Below are 15,269 nucleotides of genomic sequence, written 5' to 3'. Positions count from 1 at the left end.
AAAGTGCAGTTTGCAAAGATGGATTCAGTATTACAGCCCCCCGTTTGTTGCACAACAACCCATCGGTAAACGGCAACAACCCTCCGCGAAATCTTAAGGAATTAAACAAACTGGTCGTCGGGCACCAGAAGAAGCTCGCCGTATCGCTCCATCAGCCCGTCTCGCAACTGGCAGAAAGCGGGAATATAGACGTTCAAGATGCGCTGAATCAAATCTTGAGCGAGCTTGTTGTCATAAATATGAACGTTCGTGTTACGGTCTCTGAGCATATCTAGCCAGGCCGCCTCATCAATAAAGTCGTAGAAACGGTAGGACTCCTTCAAGATGGCACGAGGAGACCCCGACGCGGCAAGCGTGGCACCCTCATACTCGAGTAGACGCTTAAGGAGCTTCCAGCTCAGTTCAAATTGAAGATTAAACTTATTAATCAATCCACTCTGAACAAAATCATTGTTGAGATCCTGATTGGGCGCATCCTCAAGATTCGCCAAGGCGCTGGCAAAGTTCTCATATTTTTTCATACAGAATCACACCATCCCTGGCAATTTCATCGAGCAATTGCTGCGATAAGGACTCGTCGAGATTGACGACATCTACATCCAAAAGAGTATCAAGTCGCTCCTCGATCAAATATGAGAAACGGCCGAAATCCCGGCAACCTGCTACGGCGATGTCAATATCGCTCTTGGGCAAGTTGTCGCCTCGAGCACGAGAACCAAACAACACGACCTTCTCGGCGTCACATTCCCGAGCAAAAACTTCGATTTGCTTGTACACTTTGTCGAGAGATGCCATTTACACCCCTACAGCTTAATGTCAAAGTTGATCTCGGGGACGGCGGCTAGGTCGGCCAACGTCACGCCGTCGACGTACTTTTCGATCACGTCGTCCAGCCCGCGCCAGAACTTGACGGTCGAGCAAAGATCGCTGCGGGTGCAGCTGTTGTCGATGCCATCGCACGCCACCGGAGCCGTGCTGCCCTCGACGGCACGCAGGATGTCGCCGGCACGCACCTCGGAGGGGTCCTTGGCCATCATGTAGCCGCCGCCCTTACCGCGCACGCTCCTAAGCAGGCCTGCCTTCATAAGCGGACGAACCAGCTGCTCCAAATACTTTTGCGAGATATGCTCGCGGTCGGCGACCTCGCGCAGGGCGATTTTGCCCTCGACGTCGCCAAGCGCTGCGATATAGATCATCAGACGGAGGGCATAGCGGCCCTTAGAAGAAATGAGCATACCTACCCTCTCATCGTTGCCGGGACAAAATACCAGGCTTGTTTATCCCAAATCTTATGCACGCGGGGCAAACAAGCCTGATTATTATGTCCCACATCTAAAAAGTCGAGTGGATTAGTCGGGTTTTCCCTTGACTAACGCCGAACCCATAGTAACTTTATTCCGAGAAGATTCCTAGGGTTTAGTACACCTATGAGTACACCATACATAGAGAGGGACAGCATGAGCGCAAATCCGCTGCTTTCCATCGAAGGTCTGACCGCCTCCGTGGACGAGAAGACCATCCTCCACAACGTCAACCTCAACGTCGCCGCCGGCGAGACCCACGTGCTGATGGGACCCAACGGCGCCGGCAAGTCCACCCTCGGCCACCTGGTCATGGGCGACCCCGTCTACACCGTGCAGGACGGCCGCATCGTCTTTGACGGCCAGGACATCACCGAGCTCACTACCGACAAGCGTTCGCGCGCCGGCCTGTTTCTGAGCTTCCAGGCCCCGGTCGAGATCCCGGGCGTGCCGCTGTCGAGCTTTTTGCGTGCCAGCATCGCCGGCCGCCCCGGCCTGGAGATGAAGGGCAAGGAGTTCCGCCGGCGCGTCAAGGAGCTCGCGGCAGAGCTCAACATGGACACCGCCTACCTCAACCGCGAGCTGGGCGTGGGCTTCTCGGGCGGCGAGAAAAAGAAGGTCGAGATGCTCCAGCTTCTGCTGCTGCAGCCTAAGCTCGCCATCCTGGACGAAACCGACTCGGGCCTGGACGTCGACGCCCTGTCCACCGTCAGCCATGGCATGGACGCCTACCGCAAGAGCTGCGACGGCTCCATGCTCATCATCACGCACAACACGCGCATCCTGGAGCACCTGGATGTCGACCGCGTCCACGTTATGGTCAAGGGCCACATCGTGCGCGAGGACGACGCCTCGCTGATCCCCTGGATCGACAAGAACGGTTTTGAGACCTTCGAGCGCGAGGCCGCCGAGCAGCACGCCAAGGCCGAAGCCGCCGCTGCCGAGCAGCAGGCGTAAAGGGGCGACGCAATGACCAAGAACCGCACCGAGGTCGCAGACATCGACCGCAGCCTCTACGACTTCACCTATGGCGAGGAGGGATTCGAGCGCCTCGACGCCGGCATCACGCCCGACATCGTGCGCGAGATCAGCGCCAAGAAGGACGAGCCGCAGTGGATGCTCGACCTGCGCCTCAAATCCCTCGAGATCTTTAACCGCTTCCCCAATCCGACGTGGGGCCCCTCCATCGAGGGCCTGGACATGGACAACATCGTCACCTACGTCAAGCCCAACACCGACCAAAAGCACGACTGGGAGTCGGTGCCCGACGACATCAAGAACACCTTTGAGCGCCTGGGTATCCCCGAGGCCGAGCGCAGCTACCTGGCGGGCGTCGGCGCGCAGTACGACTCCGAGCTCGTCTACCACAACATGCAGGACACCGCGTCCAAGATGGGCATCGTCTACTCCGGCATCGAAGAGGCCCTGCACGACCCGCAGTGGGAGCCGCTCATCCACGAGAAGTTTATGACGCTCATCCCGCCCACCGACCACAAGTTTGCGGCCCTGCACGGCGCCGTGTGGTCGGGCGGCTCGTTTGTCTACGTGCCCAAGGGCACCAAGCTCGATTTTCCGCTGCAGAGCTACTTCCGCCTCAACGCCAAGGGCGCCGGCCAGTTTGAGCACACGCTCATCATCGTCGAGGACAACGCCGACCTGCACTTTATCGAGGGCTGCTCCGCACCCAAGTACAACGTGGCCAACCTCCACGCCGGTGCTGTGGAGCTCTTTGTGGGCAAGCGTGCACACCTGCGCTACTCGACCATCGAGAACTGGTCCAAGAACATGTACAACCTCAACACCAAGCGTGCGCGCGTGGACGAGGACGGCGACATCGAGTGGATCAGCGGCTCCTTCGGCAGCCACGTGGGCTACCTCTATCCCATGAGCGTGCTCAACGGCCGTCGCGCCCGCTCGAGCTTTACCGGCATCACCTTTGCCGGTGCCGGCCAAAACCTCGACACCGGCTGTAAGGTCGTACTCAACGCGCCCGATACCTCGGCAACCGTCGAGACCAAGGGCATCTCCAAGAGCGGCGGCATCCAGACCTTCCGCAGCTCCATCGTGGCCACGCCTAAGGCCGAGGGTTCCAAGGCAACCGTGAGCTGCCAGTCGCTCATGCTCGACGACCAAAGCCGCTCCGATACCATCCCCGCCATGGACATCCGCGCCAAGAATGTCGACATCGGCCACGAGGCCACCATCGGCCGCATCGGCGACGACAAGGTGTTCTACCTGATGAGCCGCGGCATCTCGGAGGAAGAGGCCCGCACCATGATCGTCAACGGCTTTGCCAACCCGGTCTCCAAGGAGTTGCCGCTGGAGTACGCCGTCGAGATGAACAACCTGATCAAGCTCGAGATGGAAGGAGCGATCGGATAATGAAACAGGAAACCAACACCGCTGCTACCACGCTCGAGCAGGTTAATGCGATGCCTGCCGCCACTTGGGGTTGGCTGCGTATGAACCAGACCAAGCTTGAGCTTTCGGACGAGCTTGCCGCCGCTCCCGCCGAGGCCGTTGAGATCGAGGGGCTGGACGAGCAGTTTGCCGGCTCGGCCGACGCCTTCGACGCCGCCATGGATGCCATGGCCGAGCGCTTCCCCGAGCGCCGCGCCTCCGCCCCCGGCGACGCCGCCGATCGTGCCCGCATCACGCCCGAGACCGAGCTCGACGTGCCCGCCACCTCTGTCTACCAGGCCGGCGCCATCAAGCTCGAGGAGGAGCTCTCCCCTGCCGAGGCCTTCGAGACCGGCATGGGCGAGGCTGCCTATACCTACCTGGCCGACCACGCCACCAAGCGCATCGTCATCGATGTGTCCGCATACAAGCACGCCACGGTTACCGTGCGCGTGAATGGCGTCGACGCAGCCGCTGCGATTGCCGCCATCGACGTCGTCGCCCGTCCGCAGGCAACGCTCGACCTCGCTCTAGCCCTAGACTCCCCCGTCAACGGCCAAGGCGTCGTGGGCTCCGTGCTGCGGGTGTGCGCTCACGAGTACGCCACTGTCAACGTGACCTGCACGCAGACGCTCGATGACAGCTGGATCGCGCTCGACGACACCGGTCTGTTCCTGGACGAGGGCGCGCGCGTCAACGTGCAGCACACCGTCCTGGGTGCCGGTGCCAGCGCCACCGGCCTTGCCGGCGACCTGCTGGGCGACACCGCCAAGGTGACCATCGATACCGATTACCTGGGTGCCCGCGAACAAGTTCGCGACTTTAACTACGAGCTGCGCCACCGCGGCCGCAAGACCGAGTGCGAGATCGACGCCAACGGCGTGCTGACCGGTACGTCCAAGAAGGTCTACCGCGGCACCATCGACCTCGTGCACGGCTGCAAGGGCGCAACCGGCACCGAGCGCGAAACCGTGCTGCTGGCCAACAAGGGCGTCGACAACAAGACCGTTCCCGTCATCCTCTGCGACGAGGACGACGTCGCCGGCAACCACGGCGCCACCATCGGTCACGTCCGCGACGAGCAGCTGTTCTACCTCGCCTGCCGCGGCCTTGACCAAAACGCCGCCGAGGACCTGTTCATCCGCGCCAAGCTGGAGGACGCCGCGCTTTCCGCCATCGACGAGCGCACCCGCGCCGCCGTCGTTCGCTTGGGCAACAACCTAATCGACAACTTTGAGGAGGAGCTCGCATGATCGACACCGAGCACGTTAAATGCGATACCTGTACTGCCCCCGAGCCCATGGAGCTCGACGCCAGCGACGAGGCCTCGCGCGGCTGGCCTACCGTCGACATCGAGACCAATCCCTACAAGGCGCAGTTCCCGCTGTTCCAGCAGCACCCCGAAATCGCCTTCCTCGATAGCGCCGCCACCGCACAGCGCCCCGCCTGCGTGCTCGACGCCGAGCGCGACTTCTACCAGCGCATGAACGCCAACCCCCTGCGCGGCCTGTACTCGCTGTCCGTCGAGGCCACCGAGGCTATCGCGAAGGTGCGCCAGCAGATCGCCGATGTCATCGGCGCCCCCCAGGCCAACGAGGTCGTCTTCACCCGCAACACGAGCGAGTCGCTCAACCTGGTCGCCAAGAGCTTTGCGCCCACGGTGCTGGAGCCGGGCGACGAGGTCGTCATCACCATCATGGAGCACCACTCCAACCTGATCCCGTGGCAGCAGGTCTGCCGCGAGACCGGTGCCAAGCTCGTCTACCTCTACCCCACCAAGACCGGCCAGCTAACGACCGAGGAAGTTCTGTCCAAGGTGGGCCCCAAGACCAAGATCTTGGCCGTGGGTCAGGTCTCTAACGTGCTGGGCGTTGAGAATCCGGTCAAGAACCTCGGCAAGCTCGTGCACAAGTACGGCGGCTATCTGGTCGTCGACGGTGCGCAGTCGCTGCCGCACATGCCGGTCGATGTGGCCGATCTGGGAGCCGATTTCTTTGCCTTTAGCGCGCACAAGGCTATGGGCCCCATGGGCATCGGCGTGCTGTGGGGCAAGATGGACCTGCTCAACGCCATGCCGCCCATGCTTACCGGCGGCGAGATGATCGACTCGGTCACCGAGCAAGACGCCGTCTGGGCGCCCGTCCCCGAGAAATTCGAGGCCGGCACGCAGGACGCCGCCGGCATCTTCGCCACGGGCGCGGCGCTTGACTACCTGGTCAACACGGTAGGCTACGAAAACATCCAGACCCGTGAGAAGGCACTCGTCCACTACCTGATGGGCGAGCTCATGCAGCTCGACTTTGTCCAGATCATCGGCTCCATCTATTGGGACAACCACCACGGCGTCGTCAGCTTTAACGTCAAGGGCATCCACCCGCACGATGTCGCGAGCATCATGGACATGGACGGCGTTTGCATCCGCGCCGGTCACCACTGCGCGCAGCCTCTGCTCACCTGGCTGGGCGTCGAGAACCTTGCCTGCTGCCGCGCCAGCGTGGCCTTCTACAACGACAAGGCCGATATCGACAAGTTCATCGCCGGCCTGCATCACGTTTGGAGCACGTTCAATGGGTAATCTGTACACCTCTACCACGTTTATGGAGCACAACTCGCACCCCGACTACAAGTACGAGATGGATGCCCCCACGCACGAGCACGACGGCATCAACCCCAGCTGCGGCGATGAGCTCACTCTGCAGCTGCGTGTCGAGAACAACGTGATCGAGGAGGCCTCCTTTACCGGTCACGGCTGCGCCATCAGCCAGGCCAGCGCCGATATCATGGCCGACCTCATCACCGGCGAGACGGTCGAGGAAGCACGTCGTCTGGCAGGGCTTTTCCTCGCCATGATCCGTGGCGAGCGGCTCTCCGAGGAAGACCTGGAAGACCTGGACGAGGCCGCCCAGCTCCAGGACATCTCGCACATGCCCGCCCGCGTCAAATGCGCCGAGTTAGCCTGGCGCACCCTCGACGGCATGCTCGAAGGGTAAACTAGCCAGAAGCGGATGCCCCAGATCAAAGGGTTTGATTGCCGAGCCGCCCAATACGGGCGGCTCGGCTTTTTCATAACGCCTCGGACACACAAAGTTCGCGCGTCCGGCGCTCGCCCTGTCATTTACCGAACAGCCAGCCGCAAACACGGACGTTTTCCACAGTGCCAACGGCTAGCGACAGAGCCACGGGCACCCCAAGCAACGCCCCATGCCCCGTCCTGCTGGGCTCCGGTTCGCTTCGCGCCCGCCACAGACGGGTCCCATAGGGTGCGGCGTGCATTTTTGCGAGTTTTCAGCACGCCAAGTTGCGTGTATACGCATTGAAAGCGTTAATCAACGTCTCCAGGCACCCTTTTATATCGTTTTAGAACAAGCATAGTGGTCTCAGGGGTCACAAGCATGCGCTTTGGAGGCACATCGGCAGACATAAATGGCTTCGGGACCCATATATTTCAAGATTACGGCGGTGCCGACAGCACCACGATGCTGAAAACTCCGCTTTTTGCACGGTGTGGACGGGGGTAGGCGCGGGTAAAACCGGACTGAGCCGTATTTTTATGCAAGACGGCAATCGTTCTATGCATATCAAGAAGTGCAGTCAGCGTACCAAGCATTTAGAACGCAGGTTGCGGCGCATGAACGACCCCAGCCGCGGTGCACAGGCAGCCCTACATCACGTTTCCGCCAGCCCGCATCGCCGTCCCCGTGCGGGTCCGCACAATACGAGAAACCGTACTTTTGCCAATCCCGGTATAGTGCTCAATCTGACGCACCGTAAATCCGGCATCGTGCAATCCAACGATAACGGCATCGCGCCGCGCCGGCGGTGCGGCTTTAACCCCGTGGAGCGGAGCCCCGAGGCTCTTCGCCAACCTGTCGGCAAAGGCGTGGCGTTCCCACTCCGTCTCTTTCATATCGCACAGCACCGGTTCGCCGCCGTCGGGCATCGCTAGCGAATAGGCAATAAAGCCCTCGGCAGAACCAAAAAGTTCAAGTACACAAGAAGGATCGGAAAATCCCCTCGTGACATCGGCCGCATCGCTGTCGTAAGCGCGCAGATGCTCCGCAAAGCTGCTCCAGGGATAACGCTCGATTAGGCTAATGCCCTCCTCCTGCGGATCGGCGTGTACGGAGCGAATAGCCTCCATCACCTGCCAGTCGGTATCGAGCGAGCGGCGCTCAAAACGCTCACGAAATAGGCAGCCCGCGCGCCCAGCGCGCTTATTGAACCGACGAGCATACGTCAACAGCAGCCGCTGCATAGCAGCGCTCATTTCGTCCTCGTAATCCAAAAGCACCAGATCCACGTAGTCGCTCATGAGACACCAGGCCACAATCGTCACCTGGGCATCGCGGCAGCAGTCGCGCATCAGTTCCAAAAACTCCCACCGGTCCTCGTCGCTCTCAAAGATCAACTGCCCGCCCATACCGCGGGCACAAACATGGTAAAAACCGGTGATCGTTTTCCAAACGCGCTGCATGGCGCTCCCTTCGCCGGGATCTGCTTACCATCCAATACATCACGATTGAAACGTGCCATCAAAACATTCACGCAAAATGGCACCCGTCGACGGTAAAAGGCGGCAATCCGATGGCGAACGGCAATATAGCCACAGGTCAGGCAACGCTGTCTTGCCAAAAGCTAATCAAAACCTTGATAAAAACTTACACCCTACAAAATGTCGCTTGACCGCAAATAGTCTGGTTAAATCGTTTCAATTGAAAGTTCCGCGCTTCTCGCTACGAAAACTGAGCCGTTCGCCGAATATTCCGTGCATTTCGCGGTATTATAGGGGCTGCATGTCATGTCCCTTTCGAAGGGTCGCCCGGCAATCGCCAGCCACGACCCCCAGACGGGACGCCAACACGATAGAGAGGAGAGGCATGCAGTACTCACAGGAAGTGGAGAACATGTGCCCCGTTGCCAAGGGTGCATACCACGGCCCCGCACCCATCCCCGAGGAGGGCAAGTGGGTCCAGGCTAAGGAGATTTCCGACATCTCCGGTCTTACGCACGGTGTGGGTTGGTGCGCACCTCAGCAGGGCGCCTGCAAGCTCACGCTGAACGTCAAGGACGGCATCATCGAGGAGGCCCTCGTTGAGACCATCGGCTGCTCGGGCATGACCCACTCTGCCGCCATGGCTTCCGAGATCCTTCCCGGCAAGACCATCCTCGAGGCCCTCAACACCGACCTCGTCTGCGACGCCATCAACGTCGCTATGCGCGAGATCTTCCTGCAGATCGTTTACGGCCGCAGCCAGACCGCGTTCTCCGAGGGCGGCCTGCCCGTGGGCGCCTCCCTCGACGACCTCGGCAAGGGCCTTCGCTCCCAGGTCGGCACCATGTTCGGCACCAAGGCCAAGGGCGCTCGTTACCTCGAGCTCGCTCAGGGCTACGTCACCCGCATGGCTCTCAACGACAAGAACGAGATCATCGCGTTCGAGTTCCTGAACCTCGGCAAGTTCACCGACGCCGTCAAGGCCGGCAAGACCCCCGAGGAGGCCATCGCTGGCGCTATGGGCCACTATGGTCAGTGGGAGAACGCTGCCAAGTACATCGACCCGCGCACCGACGAGGAGACTCACTCCGTCGCCAGCGTGTTCCCGGTTCACGAGTAGAAAGGGAGGGAAATAACTATGACTGTTACGTTCGAAGGTTACGAGCGCCGCGCTGACAAGATCAACAAGTGCCTCGCCGACAACGGCATCGCCTCCCTCGAGGAAGCTCTGCAGATCTGCACCGACAAGGGCTTCAACCCGCGTGAGATCGTCAACAACACCCAGTCCATCGCCTTCCAGAACGCCGAGTGGGCCTACACCCTCGGCTGCGCTCTCGCTGTCAAGCGTGGCGCCAAGACTGCTTCTGAGGCTGCCGCCATCATCGGCGAGGGCATCCAGGCCTTCACCGTTCCCGGCTCCGTCGCCGAGGACCGCAAGGTCGGTCTGGGCCACGGCAACCTGGGCGCTATGCTGCTCTCCGACGACACCGAGTGCTTCGCCTTCCTGGCTGGCCACGAGTCCTTCGCTGCCGCTGAGGGCGCTATCGGCCTGGCTCTGAACGCCAACAAGGCTCGCAAGAAGCCGCTGCGCGTTATCCTCAACGGTCTGGGCAAGGACGCCGCTCAGATCATCGCCCGCATCAACGGCTTCACCTACGTGAAGACCCAGTTCGACTACTTCACGGGCGAGCTCAAGGTCGTCGAGACCATCCCCTACTCCGATGGTCCCCGCGCCGCCGTCAACTGCTACGGCGCCGACGACGTCCGCGAGGGCGTTGCCATCATGTGGCACGAGAACGTCGACATCTCGATCACCGGCAACTCCACCAACCCGACGCGCTTCCAGCACCCCGTCGCTGGCACCTACAAGAAGGAGCGCCTCGAGGCTGGCAAGAAGTACTTCTCCGTCGCTTCTGGTGGCGGCACTGGCCGTACCCTGCACCCGGACAACATGGGCGCCGGCCCTGCCTCTTACGGCATGACCGACACCATGGGCCGTATGCACTCCGACGCCCAGTTCGCCGGTTCTTCCTCCGTGCCTGCGCACGTCGACATGATGGGTCTCATCGGCATGGGCAACAACCCCATGGTCGGTGCCACCGTCGCCTGCGCTGTCGCCGTCGAGGAGGCCCTCAAGGCCTAATCGCGCCCGCGCGATGCTCATATAGTTGAGTTTTAGAGCCGCTACCCACCCGGGTAGCGGCTCTTTTTGTTTGCGCTGGCGCAGGGTAGCTAATGCCGATATATCAGCTGGGGCGAAATGCAAGATGTGATGAGATGGAGCGTCAGAGCGTCCATGACGCCCACCTGCCATATTTGCCCTTTACCGATTTGCCGGGTCTTTGCGGCCCCATTGCCGATCACCCGTGCGACAATGCGCCGGACGAGAAAGGAATCCGATGGAATCGACTGATGTACTGGTAATTGGATCTGGCATTGCGGGCCTTTGTGCCGCCATCGAAGCGGCACGCACGGGTGCAACCGTCACTGTGGCAAGCGCCGGCAAGACCATGAGTGGATCGAGCTTCTTCCCGGGTACCTGGGGCCTCGGCCTCATCGGTCCCGTCGACGAAGACGACGAGCAGGACCTCATCGACACCATCCTGGCCGTCGGCGGCGGCGTTGCCGACCCCGAACTCGTCCAAACGTTCGTCCACGGCATTCCCCAAGCGATTGACTGGCTCGAGCAAGACCTGGGCGTTGAGCTCCAGCGTCCGCAAAGCGCCAAGAGTGCTCAACAAAAGCAATTTATCCCCTGCTTTGACCACAAGACGCGCATGTGGCGCGGCCTCACCCGCAAGCCCCTTGAGGACGCTCTGACGACCTGGATCGAGTCGCTCGGCATTTGCCTGCTCCCCCGCCATGAGCTTATCGACCTTGTTGAGGACACGAACGGCAGAATAACCGGAACCGTACTCTACGACCTTACCGAAAATCGAATCGTGCCCTTTGCTGCCAAGGCCACGATCATCGCAGCCGGTGGCACAGGCGGCCTGTTCGAGCGCAGCCTTACGTCGGCTGATGTGCTCAGCTCCTCGCAGGCCATCGCACTGGCGCACGGCGCAACACTTACTAATATAGAGTTCATGCAGATGATGCCTGGCTTCATCGAGCCCAGGCGTAACTTGGTCTTCAACGAGAAAACCTGGCGCTACGTGCATGTAGACCAGCCGGTAGATATTGCCGACGACAAGCTGGACGACCTGCTCGAGCAGCGCTCTGGATATGGTCCCTTCACGTCACGCTTGGCCTCCCGCGCTATCGATCTCGTCATCGAACAGGCAGGTGCCGAAGGCCTGGCACTCCACTACGACTTCCCCCGCGAGGATGTCCCAGAGTTTGTGCAGACCTTTGCCACCTGGCTGCAAGACGAGCACGGCATCGCGCCGACCGACGAGATGCGCGTTGCGATGTATGCCCACGCCGCTAACGGCGGCATCAAGATCGATAAGACCGCGCACACGGGCGTTGAGGGCCTCTACGCTTGCGGCGAGGCGACAGGCGGCATGCACGGCGCCGACCGCATTGGTGGCTTGTCAAGCGCCAACGGCATCGTGTTCGGGCGCGTCGCGGGCGCATCGGCAGCCCTTGCAGCGCAGAAGGAGCCTGAGGCAGCCCTGAAGGCGGATATCACCCTCCCCCAGTACGGCATTGCCACAACAGATGCCGAACGCCTGACACACAGCCTTAGGCACACGATGAGCACCTATTGCATGATCAACAGGACCGAAACAGGCCTATCCGAGGCCCTGCAACAGCTTGAAAGCCTGCAAGACAAGGCCATGGCGCTGAGTAAGCCGCATGCCGATGACAGCGAGATCGCAGCCCTCGCCCGCCTACAGTCGCAGATTCGACTAGCACAGGAAATGGTCAAAGCCATGCGCAAGCGAACTGAAAGCTTAGGTTCGCACTATCGAGCAGACTAAATCGATTCTCACTTTGAGTTTGATCACAACTTCTCAACATGCATCGAGCCCCGTAAGCATGATTCCCCTAAGGAGAACACGCCTACGGGGCTTTAGCCGTGTTTCCCTAAGGGAATCACGGTGCAGATTACTCAGCTCCGCGCCCTTTCGGGTTCGACCCCATGCGTGGTCAACAAAAAACGACCAGCCTGAGCCAGTCGCTTTAACAATCTTTGGGTGGGCCGTCAGGGGGTCAGCCTGCTGCGCAGGCGGTCACTGCGGCGCTTCGCGCCTTGCGCGCTGCGCTGGCAAATGCTTACGCATTTCCTCAGCTCCGCGCCCCGACGGGTTCGACCCCGTGCGAGGTCAACAAAAAAGCGACCAGCCTAAGCCAGTCGCTTTAACGATCTTTGGGTGGGCCGTCAGGGGGTCGAACCCTGGACCTTGGGATTAAGAGTCCCCTGCTCTACCAACTGAGCTAACGACCCAAAGCTAAAGTCCGTTATGGCGGACTTTAGAGGAGATATCGTGTGGTGGGCCGTCAGGGGTTCGAACCCTGGACCTTGGGATTAAGAGTCCCCTGCTCTACCAACTGAGCTAACGACCCGATATCAACACGAAGCAAGAACTGGGGTGGGTAAAGGGACTCGAACCCTCGACCTACGGGACCACAACCCGTCGCTCTAGCCAACTGAGCTACACCCACCGTGTCCTGTGCGCTTCGCGCTCGACTATTATTGCAAGGAACGCCACGCGATGCAAGCCCCAATTTTCAAGAATTTTGAAAAGAGTTTTTCGAGCGCGTTTCGAGCAATTCCCACCGGTTCCATAGGAGTAAACTTGCCCCACTGCAAATCCTCGAAAGGACCGGCATGAAAGAACTCTCCAACCGCACGGCAACATTTACCGATTCGGTCATCCGCCGCATGACACGCATCTCCAATAAGTACGATGCCGTCAATCTCTCGCAGGGCTTCCCCGACTTCGATCCTCCGGCGCAGCTGCTCAACAGCCTGAGCACCATCGCCGCCGACCCCGAGCCGCTCTACCACCAGTACTCCATTACCTGGGGCTCCCAGGCCATGCGCGAGGCGCTCGCCGCCAAACAGGAGCACTTTATGGGCATGTCGATCGACCCCAACCAGAATATCGTGGTCACCTGCGGCTCCACCGAGGCCATGATGGCCGCCATGATGACGGTTACGAACCCCGGAGACAAGGTCGTCATCTTCTCGCCGTTCTACGAGAACTACGGCGCTGACACCATTCTCTCGGGTGCCGAGCCCATCTATGTGCCGCTCAACCCGCCCACATTCGACTTTGACCGCGAGGCGCTCGAGGCTGCCTTCCGCGACAACGACCCCAAGGCCATCGTCCTGTGCAACCCTTCCAACCCCTGCGGCAAGGTCTTTACGCGCGAAGAGCTCACCTTTATCGCCGACCTGTGCAAAAAGTACGACGCGTACTGCATCACCGACGAAGTCTACGAGCACATCGTCTACGCGCCCCATGAGCACGTCTACATGGCCACGCTGCCCGGCATGTTCGAGCGAACCATCAGCTGCAGCTCGCTGTCTAAGACGTACTCCATCACCGGCTGGCGTCTGGGCTACACCATCGCCCCGGCCCAGATCACCGAGCGCATCAAGAAGGTCCACGACTTTCTCACCGTGGGTGCCGCCGCTCCCCTGCAGGAAGCCGTTGTCACCGCCCTCAACTTCGACGACAGCTATTACGATGAGGTCCTCGACCTCTACACCGCCAAACGCGACCTGTTCTGCCAGGGGCTCGATAGCATCGGTCTTGAGCATAACGTGCCGCAGGGCGCCTACTACGTCATGATGGACATCTCTGAGTTTGGCTATGACAGCGACCTCGAATTCTGCGAGGACCTCGCATCCAAGGTGGGCGTGGGCGCCGTGCCCGGCTCGAGCTTCTTCCGCGAGCCCGTCAACCATCTGATTCGTTTCCACTTTGCCAAGCGGGACGAGACGCTTAACGCGGCACTGGAGAACCTCAAGTCGCTACGTGATAAAATCAAGCCGCGCGGGTAAGGACGGCCCGGCAACTAAAGCAACCAAAGAAGCCCCGCACCGCCCGCCACGTTGCGAGGCTTCTTTTTATAGCGCTTTCTTAAATGGTTTAGAGCCCTATACTTTAGTCACGGAGCAACTCGTCCCAGAGAGAGGAATACTATGGCAGAACAGCAGCTTATCGGAGCGCTCGAGGCCGGCGGCACCAAGATGGTCTGCGCCACGGGCTATGCAGACGGTACGGTCCTGGAGCGTGAGCAGATCGCGACCACGACCCCGCAGGAGACCGTTGAGGCCGTCAATGCATGGTTTGCCGACAAGGGCATCGCCGCGCTGGGCATCGGCGCCTTTGGCCCCACCGCAGTCAACCCTGCCTCGCCCCAATACGGCAAGATCCTGGAGACGCCCAAAACGGCATGGCGCTACTTTGACCTGCTGGGCACTATCCAAAACGAGCTCAATATCCCCTGCGGCTACGACACCGACGTCAACGTCGCCTGCCTGGGCGAGGTCACCTTTGGTTGCGCCCAGGGCCTCACTGACGTTGTGTATCTGACCATCGGCACCGGCGTGGGCGCCGGCGTGCTCTCGGGCGGTAAACTCGTACACGGCATGATGCATCCCGAGGCCGGCCACATCCTGGTCACGCGCGACCCGCGCGACACCATTGGCGAGCACAGCGCCTGCCCCTTCCACGACAATTGCCTCGAGGGTCTCATCGCCGGCCCCGGCGTTAAAAAGCGCTGGGATGGCAAGAGCGCCGGAGACATGGCCGATGACCCGGAGGCCATGGACCTGCTCGCAGGCTATCTGGCACAGGCGCTCATGACCTACACGCTGTGCTACGCGCCGCAAAAGATCATCATCGGTGGCGGCGTGGCCGACCACACCCCCATCGTGCCGCTCGCGCGCAAGAAGTGCGCCGAGATGCTCAACGGTTATATCGTCACGCCCGAGGTCAACGACATCGATACCTATATTGTCAACAACAGCCTTGAGGGCAAGCAGGGCATCATGGGCTGCCTGGCCCTGGGCGCGCAGGCGCTTCAGTAACAGACGCACCCACAGGGCGTGGCGCGCCCGGCAAATCCAACCTACGGAACGACGCCACCACGCCCTATATAAGCCCTCTAATAAA

At 60.6% G+C, this 15,269-nt stretch carries 14 protein-coding genes and 3 tRNA genes; 10 read left to right on the top strand and 7 right to left on the bottom strand.

What is annotated here, in order from left to right:
• Window positions 1–101 precede the first annotated feature (101 nt).
• Genes ACKUUJ_RS05530 through ACKUUJ_RS05520 form a run of 3 tightly spaced genes read right to left on the bottom strand, consistent with a single transcriptional unit; the run spans window position 102 to window position 1,235 of the window.
• A complete protein-coding gene (locus ACKUUJ_RS05530) occupies window positions 102–521 on the bottom strand; it encodes an HI0074 family nucleotidyltransferase substrate-binding subunit (protein WP_409064925.1) in 420 nt (139 codons plus the stop codon).
• Window positions 508–795 (bottom strand): nucleotidyltransferase family protein, encoded by a 288-nt coding sequence (locus ACKUUJ_RS05525; protein WP_022094823.1) that lies wholly within the window; start codon window positions 793–795, stop codon window positions 508–510. Before ACKUUJ_RS05525 ends, ACKUUJ_RS05530 begins: the two co-directional genes overlap by 14 nt.
• An 8-nt stretch (window positions 796–803) precedes the next feature.
• Entirely contained in the window at window positions 804–1,235 is a 432-nt protein-coding gene (locus ACKUUJ_RS05520) for an RrF2 family transcriptional regulator (RefSeq protein ID WP_409064924.1), read from the bottom strand.
• A gap of 222 nt (window positions 1,236–1,457) precedes the next feature.
• Between ACKUUJ_RS05520 and sufC the strand changes: the two genes are divergently transcribed.
• From sufC to sufU, 5 genes are read left to right on the top strand one after another with little or no spacing between them, the layout of a single operon-like run.
• The gene (gene sufC, locus ACKUUJ_RS05515) at window positions 1,458–2,258 is read left to right on the top strand and encodes a Fe-S cluster assembly ATPase SufC (RefSeq protein ID WP_409064923.1); all 801 of its coding nucleotides are present in this window, start codon (window positions 1,458–1,460) and stop codon (window positions 2,256–2,258) included.
• Window positions 2,259–2,270: 12 nt separating this feature from the next.
• Window positions 2,271–3,683: a Fe-S cluster assembly protein SufB gene (gene sufB, locus ACKUUJ_RS05510; protein WP_409064922.1), complete on the top strand. Its 1,413-nt coding sequence runs from the start codon at window positions 2,271–2,273 to the stop codon at window positions 3,681–3,683.
• Window positions 3,683–4,954 carry a SufB/SufD family protein gene (locus tag ACKUUJ_RS05505; RefSeq protein WP_409064921.1) on the top strand — a complete coding sequence of 424 codons (1,272 nt, stop codon included), beginning with the start codon at window positions 3,683–3,685 and terminating at the stop codon, window positions 4,952–4,954. The genes sufB and ACKUUJ_RS05505 overlap by 1 nt, the downstream gene beginning before the upstream one ends.
• Window positions 4,951–6,276: an aminotransferase class V-fold PLP-dependent enzyme gene (locus ACKUUJ_RS05500; protein WP_373204336.1), complete on the top strand. Its 1,326-nt coding sequence runs from the start codon at window positions 4,951–4,953 to the stop codon at window positions 6,274–6,276. The genes ACKUUJ_RS05505 and ACKUUJ_RS05500 overlap by 4 nt, the downstream gene beginning before the upstream one ends.
• On the top strand, window positions 6,269–6,691 hold the full coding sequence (gene sufU / locus ACKUUJ_RS05495; protein ID WP_409064920.1) for a Fe-S cluster assembly sulfur transfer protein SufU: 423 nt from the start codon (window positions 6,269–6,271) through the stop codon (window positions 6,689–6,691). Before ACKUUJ_RS05500 ends, sufU begins: the two co-directional genes overlap by 8 nt.
• A gap of 671 nt (window positions 6,692–7,362) precedes the next feature.
• Here the strand turns inward: sufU and ACKUUJ_RS05490 are convergent.
• Complete coding sequence (locus ACKUUJ_RS05490; RefSeq protein WP_409064919.1) at window positions 7,363–8,175, bottom strand: transposase; 813 nt, start codon at window positions 8,173–8,175, stop codon at window positions 7,363–7,365.
• Window positions 8,176–8,578: 403 nt separating this feature from the next.
• Here ACKUUJ_RS05490 and ACKUUJ_RS05485 point away from each other — a divergent pair, with 403 nt between their 5' ends.
• The 3 genes from ACKUUJ_RS05485 (at window position 8,579) to ACKUUJ_RS05475 (ending at window position 12,119) form a co-directional block, all read left to right on the top strand.
• On the top strand, window positions 8,579–9,313 hold the full coding sequence (locus ACKUUJ_RS05485) for an iron-sulfur cluster assembly scaffold protein (RefSeq protein WP_006235554.1): 735 nt from the start codon (window positions 8,579–8,581) through the stop codon (window positions 9,311–9,313).
• 18 nt (window positions 9,314–9,331) lie between these two features.
• Window positions 9,332–10,336, top strand: a complete 1,005-nt coding sequence (locus ACKUUJ_RS05480) for a GGGtGRT protein (protein WP_022094815.1) — start codon at window positions 9,332–9,334, stop codon at window positions 10,334–10,336.
• Between the two features lie 256 nt (window positions 10,337–10,592).
• Window positions 10,593–12,119 carry an FAD-dependent oxidoreductase gene (locus ACKUUJ_RS05475; RefSeq protein ID WP_409064918.1) on the top strand — a complete coding sequence of 509 codons (1,527 nt, stop codon included), beginning with the start codon at window positions 10,593–10,595 and terminating at the stop codon, window positions 12,117–12,119.
• 394 nt (window positions 12,120–12,513) lie between these two features.
• Here the strand turns inward: ACKUUJ_RS05475 and ACKUUJ_RS05470 are convergent.
• The 3 genes from ACKUUJ_RS05470 to ACKUUJ_RS05460 all read right to left on the bottom strand — a co-directional run bounded on the left by ACKUUJ_RS05470 (window position 12,514) and on the right by ACKUUJ_RS05460 (window position 12,804).
• Window positions 12,514–12,586: transfer RNA gene (locus ACKUUJ_RS05470), tRNA-Lys, on the bottom strand.
• Between the two features lie 43 nt (window positions 12,587–12,629).
• Window positions 12,630–12,705: transfer RNA gene (locus ACKUUJ_RS05465), tRNA-Lys, on the bottom strand.
• Between the two features lie 22 nt (window positions 12,706–12,727).
• Window positions 12,728–12,804 (bottom strand) — tRNA-His (locus tag ACKUUJ_RS05460).
• Window positions 12,805–12,970: 166 nt separating this feature from the next.
• Between ACKUUJ_RS05460 and ACKUUJ_RS05455 the strand changes: the two genes are divergently transcribed.
• Both ACKUUJ_RS05455 and ACKUUJ_RS05450 read left to right on the top strand, forming a co-directional pair.
• Window positions 12,971–14,152: a pyridoxal phosphate-dependent aminotransferase gene (locus ACKUUJ_RS05455; RefSeq protein ID WP_409064917.1), complete on the top strand. Its 1,182-nt coding sequence runs from the start codon at window positions 12,971–12,973 to the stop codon at window positions 14,150–14,152.
• A gap of 141 nt (window positions 14,153–14,293) precedes the next feature.
• The gene (locus tag ACKUUJ_RS05450) at window positions 14,294–15,184 is read left to right on the top strand and encodes an ROK family protein (RefSeq protein ID WP_022094812.1); all 891 of its coding nucleotides are present in this window, start codon (window positions 14,294–14,296) and stop codon (window positions 15,182–15,184) included.
• Window positions 15,185–15,269: the final 85 nt, after the last annotated feature.

The organism is Collinsella sp. wc0583, from assembly GCF_046116915.1.
Taxonomy (GTDB): domain Bacteria; phylum Actinomycetota; class Coriobacteriia; order Coriobacteriales; family Coriobacteriaceae; genus Collinsella.
Note: the sequence above shows the minus strand (reverse complement) of the source record. Positions and strands in the feature narration are given on the sequence as shown.